Origin of the sequence: Bacillus clarus (genome assembly GCF_000746925.1) — a bacterium.
Classification (GTDB): Bacteria; Bacillota; Bacilli; order Bacillales; family Bacillaceae_G; genus Bacillus_A; species Bacillus_A clarus.
The window spans coordinates 898,803-912,437 of the sequence record NZ_JMQC01000008.1 but is presented as its reverse complement, the minus strand read 5'-3'; the positions used below and the strand labels follow the sequence as shown (position 1 = coordinate 912,437).

Annotated in this window: 12 protein-coding genes; 9 read left to right on the top strand and 3 right to left on the bottom strand. The window is 36.0% G+C overall.

The window, feature by feature from the left end:
• The first annotated feature begins 50 nt into the window (after nt 1–50).
• The 3 genes from typA to DJ93_RS05300 all read left to right on the top strand — a co-directional run bounded on the left by typA (nt 51) and on the right by DJ93_RS05300 (nt 2,656).
• On the top strand, nt 51–1,895 hold the full coding sequence (gene typA, locus DJ93_RS05310) for a translational GTPase TypA (RefSeq protein WP_042979527.1): 1,845 nt from the start codon (nt 51–53) through the stop codon (nt 1,893–1,895).
• A 167-nt stretch (nt 1,896–2,062) separates the two neighbouring features.
• Entirely contained in the window at nt 2,063–2,365 is a 303-nt protein-coding gene (locus tag DJ93_RS05305) for a YlaH-like family protein (RefSeq protein ID WP_042979526.1), read from the top strand.
• Nucleotides 2,366–2,380: 15 nt separating this feature from the next.
• The gene (locus DJ93_RS05300; RefSeq protein ID WP_042979525.1) at nt 2,381–2,656 is read left to right on the top strand and encodes a hypothetical protein; all 276 of its coding nucleotides are present in this window, start codon (nt 2,381–2,383) and stop codon (nt 2,654–2,656) included.
• A 35-nt stretch (nt 2,657–2,691) separates the two neighbouring features.
• On the opposite strand, the gene DJ93_RS05295 is transcribed toward DJ93_RS05300, so the two are convergent.
• Entirely contained in the window at nt 2,692–2,892 is a 201-nt protein-coding gene (locus tag DJ93_RS05295; protein WP_042979523.1) for a YlaI family protein, read from the bottom strand.
• Nucleotides 2,893–3,033: 141 nt separating this feature from the next.
• Between DJ93_RS05295 and DJ93_RS05290 the strand changes: the two genes are divergently transcribed.
• Nucleotides 3,034–3,489 (top strand): pyridoxamine 5'-phosphate oxidase family protein, encoded by a 456-nt coding sequence (locus DJ93_RS05290; RefSeq protein WP_042979522.1) that lies wholly within the window; start codon nt 3,034–3,036, stop codon nt 3,487–3,489.
• 249 nt (nt 3,490–3,738) lie between these two features.
• Complete coding sequence (locus DJ93_RS05285) at nt 3,739–5,067, top strand: PhoH family protein (RefSeq protein ID WP_042979521.1); 1,329 nt, start codon at nt 3,739–3,741, stop codon at nt 5,065–5,067.
• Nucleotides 5,068–5,122: 55 nt separating this feature from the next.
• Here DJ93_RS05285 and DJ93_RS05280 read toward each other — a convergent pair whose 3' ends face one another.
• Nucleotides 5,123–5,620 carry a hypothetical protein gene (locus DJ93_RS05280; protein ID WP_042979520.1) on the bottom strand — a complete coding sequence of 166 codons (498 nt, stop codon included), beginning with the start codon at nt 5,618–5,620 and terminating at the stop codon, nt 5,123–5,125.
• A gap of 153 nt (nt 5,621–5,773) precedes the next feature.
• Here DJ93_RS05280 and DJ93_RS05275 point away from each other — a divergent pair, with 153 nt between their 5' ends.
• From DJ93_RS05275 to pyc, 3 genes are all read left to right on the top strand, one after another.
• Nucleotides 5,774–6,061, top strand: a complete 288-nt coding sequence (locus tag DJ93_RS05275) for an Fpa/YlaN family protein (protein WP_042979519.1) — start codon at nt 5,774–5,776, stop codon at nt 6,059–6,061.
• Nucleotides 6,062–6,187: 126 nt separating this feature from the next.
• Nucleotides 6,188–7,366 (top strand): putative lipid II flippase FtsW, encoded by a 1,179-nt coding sequence (gene ftsW, locus DJ93_RS05270; protein ID WP_042979517.1) that lies wholly within the window; start codon nt 6,188–6,190, stop codon nt 7,364–7,366.
• Between the two features lie 328 nt (nt 7,367–7,694).
• Nucleotides 7,695–11,141, top strand: a complete 3,447-nt coding sequence (gene pyc / locus DJ93_RS05265) for a pyruvate carboxylase (protein WP_042979516.1) — start codon at nt 7,695–7,697, stop codon at nt 11,139–11,141.
• An 82-nt stretch (nt 11,142–11,223) separates the two neighbouring features.
• Here the strand turns inward: pyc and DJ93_RS05260 are convergent, their stop codons facing one another.
• Complete coding sequence (locus DJ93_RS05260) at nt 11,224–12,168, bottom strand: COX15/CtaA family protein (RefSeq protein WP_042979515.1); 945 nt, start codon at nt 12,166–12,168, stop codon at nt 11,224–11,226.
• 500 nt (nt 12,169–12,668) lie between these two features.
• Here DJ93_RS05260 and ctaB point away from each other — a divergent pair, with 500 nt between their 5' ends.
• A complete protein-coding gene (ctaB, locus tag DJ93_RS05255; RefSeq protein ID WP_042979514.1) occupies nt 12,669–13,592 on the top strand; it encodes a protoheme IX farnesyltransferase in 924 nt (307 codons plus the stop codon).
• Nucleotides 13,593–13,635 lie beyond the last annotated feature (43 nt).

Here is a 13,635-nt window from a genome sequence, read left to right as displayed (position 1 = left end):
CCCTTCGCTCTTATAATAGAGAAGGATTAAAAAGACACTAGGAGTTGGACATGTTGAAAAAACGACAAGATTTACGTAATATAGCAATTATTGCCCACGTTGACCATGGTAAAACAACACTTGTTGACCAGTTATTACGTCAAGCGGGGACGTTCCGTGCGAATGAACACGTTGAAGAACGCGCAATGGACTCAAATGATCTAGAAAGAGAGCGCGGTATTACAATTTTAGCGAAGAATACTGCGATTCACTATGAAGATAAAAGAATTAACATTTTAGATACACCTGGTCACGCTGACTTCGGTGGAGAAGTAGAACGTATCATGAAAATGGTTGATGGTGTTCTACTTGTCGTTGATGCATACGAAGGGTGTATGCCACAAACACGATTCGTTTTAAAGAAAGCACTTGAGCAAAATTTAACTCCAATCGTTGTTGTAAACAAAATTGACCGTGACTTTGCTCGCCCAGATGAAGTAGTTGATGAAGTAATTGATTTATTCATTGAACTTGGTGCAAATGAAGATCAATTAGAATTCCCTGTTGTATTCGCATCAGCAATGAACGGGACGGCAAGCTTAGATTCAAATCCAGCAAACCAAGAAGAGAATATGAAATCATTGTTTGACACAATCATTGAACATATTCCAGCACCAGTTGATAACAGCGAAGAGCCACTTCAATTCCAAGTAGCACTTCTTGATTACAATGACTATGTTGGTCGTATTGGGGTTGGACGTGTATTCCGCGGTACAATGAAGGTAGGACAACAAGTTGCATTAATGAAAGTTGACGGAAGTGTAAAACAATTCCGTGTAACGAAATTATTTGGTTACATCGGATTAAAACGTCAAGAAATTGAAGAAGCAAAAGCAGGAGATTTAGTAGCTGTTTCAGGTATGGAAGATATTAACGTAGGTGAAACGGTATGTCCGGTTGAACATCAAGAGGCTTTACCATTATTACGTATTGATGAGCCAACACTACAAATGACATTCCTTGTAAATAACAGCCCATTTGCAGGTCGTGAAGGTAAATATATTACATCTCGTAAAATTGAAGAGCGTCTTCGTTCACAGTTAGAAACAGATGTAAGTTTACGTGTAGATAATACAGAATCTCCTGATGCATGGATTGTATCTGGACGTGGAGAATTACACTTATCAATCTTAATTGAGAACATGCGTCGTGAAGGATATGAATTACAAGTATCTAAACCAGAAGTAATCATTAAAGAGGTTGACGGCGTAAGATGTGAACCTGTAGAGCGTGTACAAATTGATGTGCCAGAAGAATATACTGGTTCTATTATGGAATCAATGGGTGCGCGTAAAGGTGAAATGTTAGACATGGTGAATAACGGAAACGGTCAAGTTCGTCTTACGTTCATGGTTCCGGCACGTGGTCTAATTGGTTACACAACAGAGTTCTTAACGTTAACACGTGGTTACGGTATTTTAAACCATACATTCGATTGTTACCAACCAGTTCATGCTGGACAAGTTGGTGGACGTCGCCAAGGGGTTCTAGTTTCATTAGAAACAGGAAAAGCATCACAATACGGTATTATGCAAGTTGAAGACCGTGGTGTAATCTTCGTTGAACCGGGTACAGAAGTATATGCTGGTATGATCGTTGGAGAACATACACGCGAGAATGATTTAACAGTTAACGTTGTAAAAATGAAACAACAAACGAACATTCGTTCTGCAACGAAAGATCAAACTTCAACAATGAAAAAACCACGTCTAATGACTTTAGAAGAGTCTTTAGAGTATTTAAATGATGATGAGTTCTGTGAAGTAACACCAGAATCAATCCGTCTTCGTAAAAAGATTCTTGATAAGAGTGAGCGCGAAAGAGCTGCTAAGAAAAAGAAATCTGTAGAAGCATAAAATGATAAAAACAGCTACCTTTGAATAAAGGTAGCTGTTTTTTTACTTTTATTATTTTTAGAAAATTTCTTCTTTTTTGTGGACAGTATTTTTGTTGCAGGTTACTCTTGTATTAAGTATATACAGGAAATACAAGGAAGATATCTTTTGTAAAGGGGTGAAGTGTGGTGTTAGAAAGAATGTCATTTTTTGCAAAGCTATGTAAAGTAGATGAGAATCCAGAAGTGGGAATGTGGTTGCTTTATGGAACCATTGTTATACTAAGTGCCCTTGTATATAATTTAGGGTTTGCAAGGAAATTATCCGTATTAAAAAATATCGTTATATACGCCTCATTAGCAATTGGTTGTACAGTTTTAACTTTCTTCGCAGTTTTTTTACCTATTGGGGAGGGGCTTGTTGTAGCTGCCATTGTACTGGGAATTTATAGATTACGTTTACGTCAAGCGAAGCAACAGAAAATGAGTTAAAGAGGGGGATTTTTCATGCGTTCTGTACAAGATGCATTATATAATTGGTTAACGATTAAAACGATTGCAGAAGCAAGGCAGGATGATGGTCCCGCACAAGAGACCTATGTGCTTTTTCGTGATATGTTAACCGAAGAACACCGATTGAAAAATATAAAAGTTGAAAAGAACGAGGAAATGTATTTGATCACATATGAAAGGGATGGAGAGGTAGGGGTTGCCAGATTTCCTTTAGAAGCAATTGATTGTTTTTTAGAGCAGATAAACAGAGAGCCGGAAAAATATAAATAAGTCCTTATCTATATGATTAAGGACTTATTTACAGTTTACCACTCATCTTCTACTGTTTTATCACGATATAATTGAAATTTGCCACTCGCATGGCGTTCCATTGTACGTTCTGCAATGCGTTCTGTACATTCCATGCACATATATGTATGAATAGGGCGATTACGAAGTTTTTTTGCCATAGGATTTTCGTCATCTAGCTCATCTTTTTTATCACAAATCATGCATTTGACTCTCATTTCGTCACCTCAATACGAATTCTATCAACATAAGTATATCATGGAAGCTTAATGTTTTTGAATAATAGAGGAAAAAAATAATATTTTCGCAATTCGAAAAATAGGTTATCATAAGGGGAGAGAATATTTGGAGGTGGAAATATGGCGAATGTGGTAGAGCCTGCATTGACAGATGCCTTATTACAATCTTTACGTAAAGAGAATATTGTCACAATAGCTACGACGGATTTTGAAAAAAACATTCCGAATGTAAGTGCTATTTCTTGGGTATACGCAGTGAGTGAGACTAGTGTTCGGTTTGCTGTAGATCAACGCTCGCGTATTGTGGAGAATTTACGCCATCATGCAGGGCTTGTGTTGACTATAATGGTAAATGAATCCGTATTTTCCATAAGCGGTAAAGGTAAGATTTTGATTGATAGAATGGAAGGTGTGCCTCTTAAATTAACTGTAGTAGAGGTAACTGTACAAGAAGTTCGCGATGTTATGTTTTATGGAGCAAAGCTCGCTACTGAACCAACATATGAAAAAACATATGATCTTCGAGCTGCGAAAAAGCTAGATAATCAAGTTTTAACGGGTATGAAAGAATTGTAATGGTGAGAATTATTTATCTCTTTCTGTAGCTTTATGTGGTCTGAATCAGCATAGTAGAGTGTGAATTTTAACTATTAAAGGATGTCCATTGAAGGAAAAAAAAACAAAAGTGGAGAAAAGTTTTAATTTATACGAATTTCGATTCTACCTCGTTTATACGGTACATATAATTATAACAATGGTTCGTCCATATTTTATGGATGAAACCCTTGTTCTACAAATTTAAAAGTGGAGTCAGGGGGTAACAGGTTGGATAAAATTTATGTGTTAGATACGAATGTACTTTTGCAGGATCCTTTATCTATTTTTTCATTTGAAACAAATGAAGTAGTGATTCCAGCAGTTGTATTGGAAGAGGTTGATTCGAAAAAACGCTATATGGATGAAGTTGGACGTAATGCTCGATATGTATCTAAATTAATAGATAAATTTCGTGAACTCGGAAAGTTACATGAAAGTATTCCTCTTGAAAATGGAGGTACATTTCGTATTGAATTAAATCATCGCTCATTTGTTCAACTGCAAGATATTTTTGTGGAAAAAACAAATGATAACCGGATTTTAGCTGTAGCAAAAAACTTATCTTTAGAAGAGCAAGAAAAAGAGGACGGAAAATCAGTTATTTTAGTAAGTAAAGATGTGCTCGTAAGGGTAAAAGCAGATGCAATCGGATTGCAGGCTGAAGATTATTTAAGTGATCGTGTAATCGAAGTGGAAAATATATATTCAGGATTTTTAGAAGGATATATATCAAAAGAACAATTAGATTATTTTTATGAAAAAGGAGAACTTCCTTTATCTGAAATTGCAAATCATCCTTTCTACCCAAATCAGTTTGTTGTGATGAAAGATGCACTAGGTGGTTCAAGTTCCGCACTTGGAATCGTTGATCATTTAGGAAAAAAAGTAAAAAAATTAGTTTTTCATAATGAGCAGGTTTGGGGGATACGCCCAAGAAATGTACAGCAAATTATGGGTTTAGAATTGCTGCTTCGTGAAGACATCCCACTTGTAACTTTAACTGGAAAAGCAGGTACTGGAAAAACGTTACTTGCGCTAGCTTCTGGACTTATGCAAACAGAAGATCTTGGCTTGTATAAAAAGCTTCTAGTTGCAAGACCTATCGTTCCAGTGGGGAAAGATATAGGATACTTACCTGGAGAGAAGGAAGAAAAATTAAGACCGTGGATGCAACCCATTTTTGATAACTTAGAGTATTTATTTAATACAAAAAAGCCGGGTGAATTAGATGCTATTTTAGCAGGGATGGGTTCGATTGAGGTAGAAGCGCTTACGTATATACGAGGCAGAAGTATTCCGGATCAATTTATTATTATTGATGAGGCACAAAATTTAACGAAGCACGAAGTGAAAACAATATTAACAAGGGTAGGCGAAAAAAGTAAAATTGTATTAATGGGAGACCCGCAGCAAATTGATCACCCTTACTTAGATGAATATAATAATGGTTTAACTTATGTTGTTGAGAAGTTTAAAGAGCAAAAAATTAGTGGTCATGTAAAGTTTGTCAAAGGGGAACGTTCTAATTTAGCACAATTAGCAGCAGATTTATTATAAAAAGGAGTGGGCTTTTGCCCACTCCTTTTTATAATAAATATGTACGATTAGGAATTTAAATAATAGTAAATTTACGGATGTTTCGTATTGGATTGTTTCTATTAGAACCATCATGGAAATAAAGATGAACAGGTCCGTCCTCTCGTAATGGTTTTCCATCTTTTGAAAAACCAAGAATAGCTTTTTGGGCAGTTTCTAGTGGAAGTGTAAACGTCTCATCTAACGTCTCTATTTCAACTTGAATAGCATCATCTATAATTTCCGCATTATTAAGAAATGGATGAAGCGGTATACCGAATGTTCCTGTAACGAGTTGTTCTTTTTTGTATTTCTTTACACTTTGCTGAATCGGTGGGAAAGCTGCACCATCGCGGATTTCACGGTCCCAATGTGCAGAAGTCTGTTTCAAATATGTTTCTAATTCAGATGATTCTTCTCTCGTTTCATCGAAGAAAGTTGTTAAATCTACTTTGCGATCATCAAAGATCCAAACACTTGGATCGATAGTGATCGGAAAGCGGACTTTACCGTTTATAAACAAAATTTCACTCATTGTTGTTCCCCCATTTGTATTATACTCCCACTTTTCAGTATAATGGTATTAGACACTGTTGTCACAAAAAATGTTTCTATTGCAATTTATTAAAACTATCGCTAATATTAATAGATAGGATAGGAGAGTAGGACGGAAACGGAGGGAATCAATTTGGCGTCTGAGACAGTAGCAAATCATCAGGAAAAGGCACTTGCCCTTCTACAAGCGGATGCGGAGAAGATTTTAAGACTTATTAAGGTGCAAATGGACCACCTTACGATGCCGCAATGTCCATTATACGAAGAAGTGTTGGACACACAAATGTTTGGACTATCCCGTGAGGTCGACTTTGCGGTTCGTCTTGGTCTTATTGCAGAAGAGCAAGGGAGAGAGATGTTAGGAGAGCTCGAACGTGAGTTATCTGCACTTCATGAAGCGTTTACAAACAAACAACAATAACGGGTTCAAATAAGGGGGCTCAAACTGAATCAGTTTGAGCTTTTTATTTGTATAATAAAGCAGGAAGAATATATATACATATGGAATACAACAATAATTAAAATGAAAACAGAAAGAGGAAATGGAATGAAAAGAGTATGGAAATCGATAGATTATTCATTATTACTTCCTCTTATTATCTTATGTATGCTGGGAGTTATAATGGTATATAGTTCTAGTTCCATTGTTGCGATTTCAAGGCATAACTGGCCAGCAAATTACTTTTTTAAAAAACAATTACTTGCTCTAGCTGTTGGGACGATAGCATTAGTAGTTATCGCTACTATCCCATATAAAGTTTGGAGGAAACGAATTTTTTTGTTGGGGAGTTATGGTATTAGTGTTGCATTATTAGCGGCAGCTGCATTTTTTACTAAGAAAGTAAACGGTGCAAATGGATGGATATTTGGAATACAGCCTGCAGAATTTGTGAAGATAACTGTTATCCTCGTATTGGCTCATTTTTTTGCAAAAAGACAAGAAACGAATACGCCTGTTTTGAAAGGGTCGGGACCGGTGCTTATTGCAGTTGGTTTAATCATGTTTTTAATTTTAAAACAAAATGATTTAGGTACCGACTTATTAATTGTGGGAACAGTAGGAATTATGTTTCTTTGTTCAGGAGTACGAATTAATTTATGGTTAAAACGAATTGCTTTAACTTCTATCATATGGATTCCTGCGTTATATTTTTTAGGAAATTACGCATTAAGTCCGTATCAAAAAGCGCGTTTCTCCGTTTTCTTGGATCCGTTTAATGATCCGCAAAAAGATGGATTTCAATTAATAAACTCCTTTATTGCTATTGCATCAGGAGAGCTAAATGGGAGAGGATTAGGAAATAGTATACAAAAGTATGGCTATTTACCAGAGCCGCAAACAGACTTTATTATGGCGATAATATCTGAAGAGCTTGGTTTTATCGGTGTAGCAATTATTTTAATTAGTTTGCTACTTATTATTATTCGTGCATTTAGAATTGCACAAAAGTGTCAAGATCCGTTCGGAAGTTTACTAGCAATTGGAATTGCTAGTTTAATAGGTATACAAACGTTCGTTAACGTCGGTGGTATGTCTGGATTAATACCTCTTACTGGTGTACCTTTACCATTTGTTAGTTACGGTGGTAGTTCTTTACTCGCCAATTTAATTGGAATGGGGATACTATTGAATATTGCTAGTCAGGTGAAACGAGAAGAGAAACAACAAGAAGAGATAAAAGGCAAAAGAGAACAAGGTGAACCACATCTTGTTCTAGTGAAATAAAAGGCATTGTGTTTTCAAACACAATGCCTTTTATTGTATTTATTTTTAATTATGTCTCATATTTTGATAGATAAACATTATTGTATAACACAATAGAATTAATGTGATATACAATAATGTTGTTAGAAAGAGAAGAGGTATGCTATACTATTTTTGTGAAACAAATTGATCAGAAAACTTATCATTTGTTGAAAAATAAGGTATGATGAATAAAAATAAAGTGAAGCTTTCTAAATATAATTTGAAATGGAAAGTGAAGAACTTCACGCTCTGTAGGGTGTGTATGCATTTCATTTTTAGAGTGGTAGGAAAGTAGAGGGGGAAAATCATGATAAAGCTGCAACGTATTCAAAAAGTATTGGTAGCTAACCGTGGAGAGATTGCAATCCGTGTATTCCGAGCTTGTTCAGAACTTGGATTAAGTACAGTTGCAATCTACTCAAAAGAGGATAGTGGTTCTTACCATCGCTATAAAGCGGATGAATCGTATTTAGTAGGGGAAGGCAAAAAACCAATTGATGCTTATCTTGATATTGAGGGTATCATTGAAATTGCAAAGAGTAATCATGTAGATGCAATTCACCCTGGATATGGTTTCTTATCAGAAAATATTCATTTTGCAAGACGTTGTGAAGAAGAAGGGATTATCTTTATCGGACCGAAAAGTAAACATTTAGATATGTTTGGTGATAAAGTAAAAGCGAGAACACAAGCGCAGTTAGCGAATATTCCAGTTATCCCTGGTAGTGATGGACCGATTGATTCATTAGAAGAGATTGAGGAATTTGCTAAGAAGTATGATTACCCGATTATTATTAAAGCTTCCCTTGGTGGTGGCGGTCGTGGTATGCGTATTGTACGTAATGAAGAAGAATTAAGAGAGTCGTATAATCGAGCAAAATCAGAAGCAAAAGCAGCCTTTGGTAATGATGAAGTGTATGTTGAAAAATTCGTTGAAAAACCTAAACATATAGAAGTACAAATACTAGCAGACGAAGAAGGTAATGTTGTACATTTATACGAGCGCGATTGCTCTGTACAACGTCGTCATCAAAAAGTAGTTGAAATTGCGCCAAGTGTGTCGCTTTCAGACGCTCTTCGCCATCGTATTTGTGAAGCGGCAGTGCAGTTAACGAAAAATGTTAATTATTTAAATGCTGGTACAGTTGAATTCCTTGTAAAAGATGAGGATTTTTATTTCATTGAAGTAAACCCGCGTGTTCAAGTAGAGCATACAATTACAGAAATGATTACAGGAATTGATATTGTTCAATCGCAAATTTTAATTGCAGATGGACATGCTTTACATAGCAAAATGGTAAGTATACCGAAACAAGAAGAGATTCTCGTACATGGATATGCAATTCAATCTCGTGTAACGACAGAAGATCCACTTAATAACTTTATGCCTGATACAGGAAAAATTATGGCGTATCGCTCTGGTGGAGGGTTTGGGGTTCGTCTTGATACGGGGAATAGTTTCCAAGGTGCAGTGATTACACCGTATTATGACTCTTTACTTGTAAAAGTGACAACTTGGGCACTTACATTTGAACAAGCTGCTGCGAAAATGGAGCGAAACTTAAAAGAATTCCGTATTCGTGGTATTAAAACAAATATTCCATTCTTAGAGAATGTAGTGAAACATAAAAACTTCTTGTCAGGAGAATATGATACTTCATTTATTGATGCATCACCTGAATTATTCACGTTCCCAAAACGTAAAGACCGTGGAACAAAAATGTTAAATTATATTGGTACAGTAACAGTAAATGGTTTCCCAGGAGTAGGAAAGCAAGAGAAACCAATTTTCTCAGATGCTCGTATACCGAGTGTGAAACATTCAGAGCCAATTCAAAATGGGACGAAACAAATTTTAGATGAACGTGGAGCGGATGGATTAGTAAAATGGGTGCAAGATCAAAAACGTGTACTTTTAACGGATACAACATTCCGTGATGCACATCAATCTTTACTTGCGACACGTATTCGTACAAAAGATTTACACCAAATTGCAGAGCCGACAGCGAGAATGTTACCAAATCTATTCTCAGCAGAAATGTGGGGCGGGGCAACATTTGATGTTGCGTATCGTTTCTTAAAAGAAGATCCATGGGAACGATTACTAGATCTTCGTGAGAAAATGCCAAATGTTTTATTCCAAATGCTTCTTCGTTCTTCAAATGCAGTTGGATATAAAAATTATCCAGATAATTTAATTCAAAAGTTCGTAGAGTGTTCAGCTCAAGCTGGAATTGACGTCTTCCGTATTTTTGATAGTTTAAACTGGGTAGAAGGCATGAGAGTTGCGATTGACGCTGTAAGAGATAGCGGGAAAATTGCAGAGGCGACAATGTGTTATACAGGGGATATCCATGATCCATTGCGCAGTAAGTACGATTTGAACTATTACAAAAACTTAGCAAAAGAATTAGAAACATCAGGAGCACATATTTTAGGGATTAAAGATATGGCTGGTTTATTAAAGCCAAATGCAGCATACGATTTAGTCTCTGCATTAAAAGAGACAGTGTCGATTCCAATTCATCTTCATACACATGATACAAGTGGAAATGGTATTTTGACGTACACGAAAGCAATTGAAGCAGGTGTAGATATTGTCGATGTAGCAGTAAGTTCAATGGCGGGTCAAACGTCACAGCCGAGTGCGAACACGCTATACTATGCGCTAGGTGGAAATGAAAGACAACCAGACGTTGATGTAAATTCGTTAGAAAAGCTTTCGTATTATTGGGAAGATGTGCGTAAATATTATGCACCATTTGAAAGTGGTATGAACGCTCCACATACAGAGGTATATATGCATGAAATGCCAGGTGGTCAGTATAGTAACCTACAGCAACAAGCGAAAGCAGTTGGTCTAGGAGATCGTTTTGATGAAGTGAAAGTGATGTATCGCCGTGTAAATGATATGTTTGGAGACATCGTAAAAGTAACACCGTCATCTAAAGTTGTTGGCGATATGGCATTATTTATGGTTCAAAATCATCTTACAGAACAAGATATTTTTGAGCGTGGGCATTCTATGGACTTCCCAGGTTCTGTTATTGAAATGTTTTCTGGAGATTTAGGACAACCGTATGGTGGTTTCCCGAAAGAATTACAAAAAATTATTTTAAAAGGGAAAGAACCGTTAACAGTAAGACCAGGTGAATTATTAGAGCCGGTAGATTTTAACGCTTTAAAAGAAGAGTTATTCCATAAACTTGGTCGTGAGGTAACAATTTTTGATGTAGTTGCATATGCATTGTATCCGAAAGTATTTATGGACTATGAAAAAGTCGCGGGACTGTATGGAAATGTGTCTGTACTGGATACGCCAACTTTCTTCTATGGTATGAGGCTTGGTGAAGAAATTGGTGTGGAAATTGAGCAAGGTAAAACATTGATGGTTAAATTAGTATCAATTGGAGAGCCGCAACCTGATGGGACGCGTGTGCTTTACTTTGAATTTAACGGGCAACCACGTGAGATTGTTGTGAAAGATGAAAGTGTGAAAGCGACAGTTGCACAACGTGTGAAAGGAAACCGTGAAAACCCAAATCATATTAGCGCAACAATGCCAGGAACTGTTATTAAAGTTGTTGTAAAAGAAGGCGATGAAGTGAAAAAAGGTGATTCCATGGCAATTACAGAAGCGATGAAAATGGAAACGACAGTTCAAGCCCCATTCAATGGTAAAGTGAAGAAAATGTATGTAAATGATGGAGATGCAATTCAAACGGGTGATTTACTAATTGAATTAGATCATTAAAATAAAAAAAAGAGCTGTGCTAAAAAGCAGCTCTTTTTTTGTTGAAAATAATAACTTGCCGAAGTGGCAAGTTATTAAAGTTTTACTTCAGTTTATTTTGTTTTGAAGTTGATTGCTCTGCTTCTTTTGCATTGGCTGTACTTCTTGTACCTAACATAACTAAATAACATAGTACAGCAAAGAGGCAAGAAATAAAGAGTGAATGTAATAATGCCATTGATAAACTAGCATCTGTATATACGACTAAAATACCAACAATTGCTTGAAGTGTCACAAGGATAAATGAAATAATCCATCCCCAGTATACTACACGTTGTTGTTTATAATGACGAATAGCAATAATCATTGCATATAGAATCCAAGCGAATATTAATATTGCTGCAGCTCTATGTCCCATTTGAACCCATTCGTGTAATTGAGTAGGCCACGGTCTGTTTTTACTGCATAATGGAAAGTCTGGGCAGGCTAAGCTAGCGCGTTCGTGACGTACTAAAGCCCCTGTGTAGACAACGATATAGCTGTAAATTGTTACACCATAAATATGAAACTTCATTTTTTTGTCCATAATAAGAGAGCGTGCATCAAATTTCTTATCAATTTCAAAGATGAGACACGATAATAAAATGACAGAAGCAAATGAAATTAAGGAAATACCGAAATGGATAGCTAATACAGCAGGTACTTGCCCCCAAACAACTGCAGCTGCTCCCATTAATGCTTGTGCAACTAAAAATACGAAAGATAAAATTGCTAACGTTTTTGTTTCACGCACATGTTTATAATATTTCCATGACAAGATACAAAGAAGAGTTACAAGAATTCCTGCTGAGCCGGATGTTAAGCGGTGACTTAGCTCAATAATCGTTTCCATTGATAAATTAGATGGAACAAGTTCACCGTTACAAAGTGGCCATGATTTACCGCACCCTTGACCCGAACCTGTTTTTGTAACTAAAGCGCCTCCTAATAAAACTCCTAATAAATCGAGACTTGTAATGACTGCTAACCATTTAATAAAGCGTTGCAATCTCTTTCACCATCTTTCTGCTATGAAGTTATTGCGAAATATTTTCATTCCATTATGTATAGAATAAAACGTACTACAGTCCTATGATATATAAAAAATAATAAAATAGCAAAGAAATGAAGAAGGGGGGTACCACGCTTAAAAAAAGAAAAAATGGGATTTAACATACAGATTTTAGGTGGAAAATAGGCTATTTTTGAAAGAAAATGGGGAGAATACATGCTAAATGTGACAAAATAGTTTATTATAGAAGGTAACATCATGTTATGATAAAGGTAAGCTAGAATAGAGTTTTTTCTTGTTCGACACAAAAAGTTCATGTTTTCTTCACAAATTGTTCGGGAAATATGATTTAATATATTGGAGTATGAGCGTAGATTAGTAGTAGAATGGTTTAACAATATTTCTACTGTAATAATATTGCTATATAGAAGCGCGATTTTTCTTATGAAATAAACGCGAAAAAAGAAAGATGAAAGTTTTAAGAGGGGGTTAAAATGATGAACCATGCAACAAGTGAGCTGCATGATGAGTCAGCTGTAACAAGTGTACCGGAAACAACTCGGATACAAGATTTATCAGCGCTCGTTAAAATGGGGATTGTAAACTCAAATACACTTACTGTATTTACAGGATTTTGGTTGGCTTTACACTTCAATGGATTGAGTGTTATGGACCATCTGGATAAGCTATTTTTTACAATCGTTGGTTCTGCATTAATTATGGCAGGGGTATGTTGTTTAAATAACTATATTGATCGAGATATCGATCCATTAATGGAAAGAACAAAAAACCGTCCAACGGTAACTGGTAAATATAAACCTGGATTCGCACTTACATTTGGACTTGTAATTTTACTTCTTGGATTTGTATTTTTATTACTTACAACACCAATGGCAGTATTAATTGGATTTATTGGTGCCTTCACATATGTCGTTTTATATACACTGTGGACGAAGAGAAAATATACGCTAAATACTGTTGTAGGTAGTATATCTGGAGCGGTTCCACCTTTAATTGGATGGGCGGCAGTTGATCCGTCTTTAGGCCATCCAATTGCTTGGATGTTATTTTTAATTATGTTTATTTGGCAAATCCCACATTTCCTCGCGTTAGCGATGAAACGTGTTGATGAATATCGAAATGCAGGAATTCCAATGCTTCCTGTTGTACATGGATTTGATATTACAAAACGTCAGATTATGATTTGGACAGTATGTTTATTACCACTACCATTTTATATGAGTGGGCTTGGGATAACATTTATGGTAATCGCAACATTGCTTAACATCGGATGGATCGTATTAGGATTTTATGGCTTCCGTAAGAAAGACGACATCAAATGGTCCATACAAATGTTTGTTTACTCCCTGAATTACTTAACAATCTTATTTGTGTCAATGATTGTAGTTACATTCTTCTAAGACAACGACATAATTGGATTTCTTTACGTTGAGATTTACTTTA

Excerpts from the sequence above, each read along its gene's own strand:
- typA (WP_042979527.1), top strand. The coding sequence starts at position 51 with ATGTTGAAAAAACGACAAGATTTACGTAATATAGCAATTATTGCCCAC.
- DJ93_RS05300 (WP_042979525.1), top strand. The coding sequence starts at position 2,381 with ATGCGTTCTGTACAAGATGCATTATATAATTGGTTAACGATTAAAACG.
- DJ93_RS05295 (WP_042979523.1), bottom strand. The coding sequence starts at position 2,892 with ATGAGAGTCAAATGCATGATTTGTGATAAAAAAGATGAGCTAGATGAC.
- DJ93_RS05290 (WP_042979522.1), top strand. The coding sequence starts at position 3,034 with ATGGCGAATGTGGTAGAGCCTGCATTGACAGATGCCTTATTACAATCT.
- DJ93_RS05280 (WP_042979520.1), bottom strand. The coding sequence starts at position 5,620 with ATGAGTGAAATTTTGTTTATAAACGGTAAAGTCCGCTTTCCGATCACT.
- ftsW (WP_042979517.1), top strand. The coding sequence starts at position 6,188 with ATGAAAAGAGTATGGAAATCGATAGATTATTCATTATTACTTCCTCTT.
- pyc (WP_042979516.1), top strand. The coding sequence starts at position 7,695 with ATGATAAAGCTGCAACGTATTCAAAAAGTATTGGTAGCTAACCGTGGA.
- ctaB (WP_042979514.1), top strand. The coding sequence starts at position 12,669 with ATGAACCATGCAACAAGTGAGCTGCATGATGAGTCAGCTGTAACAAGT.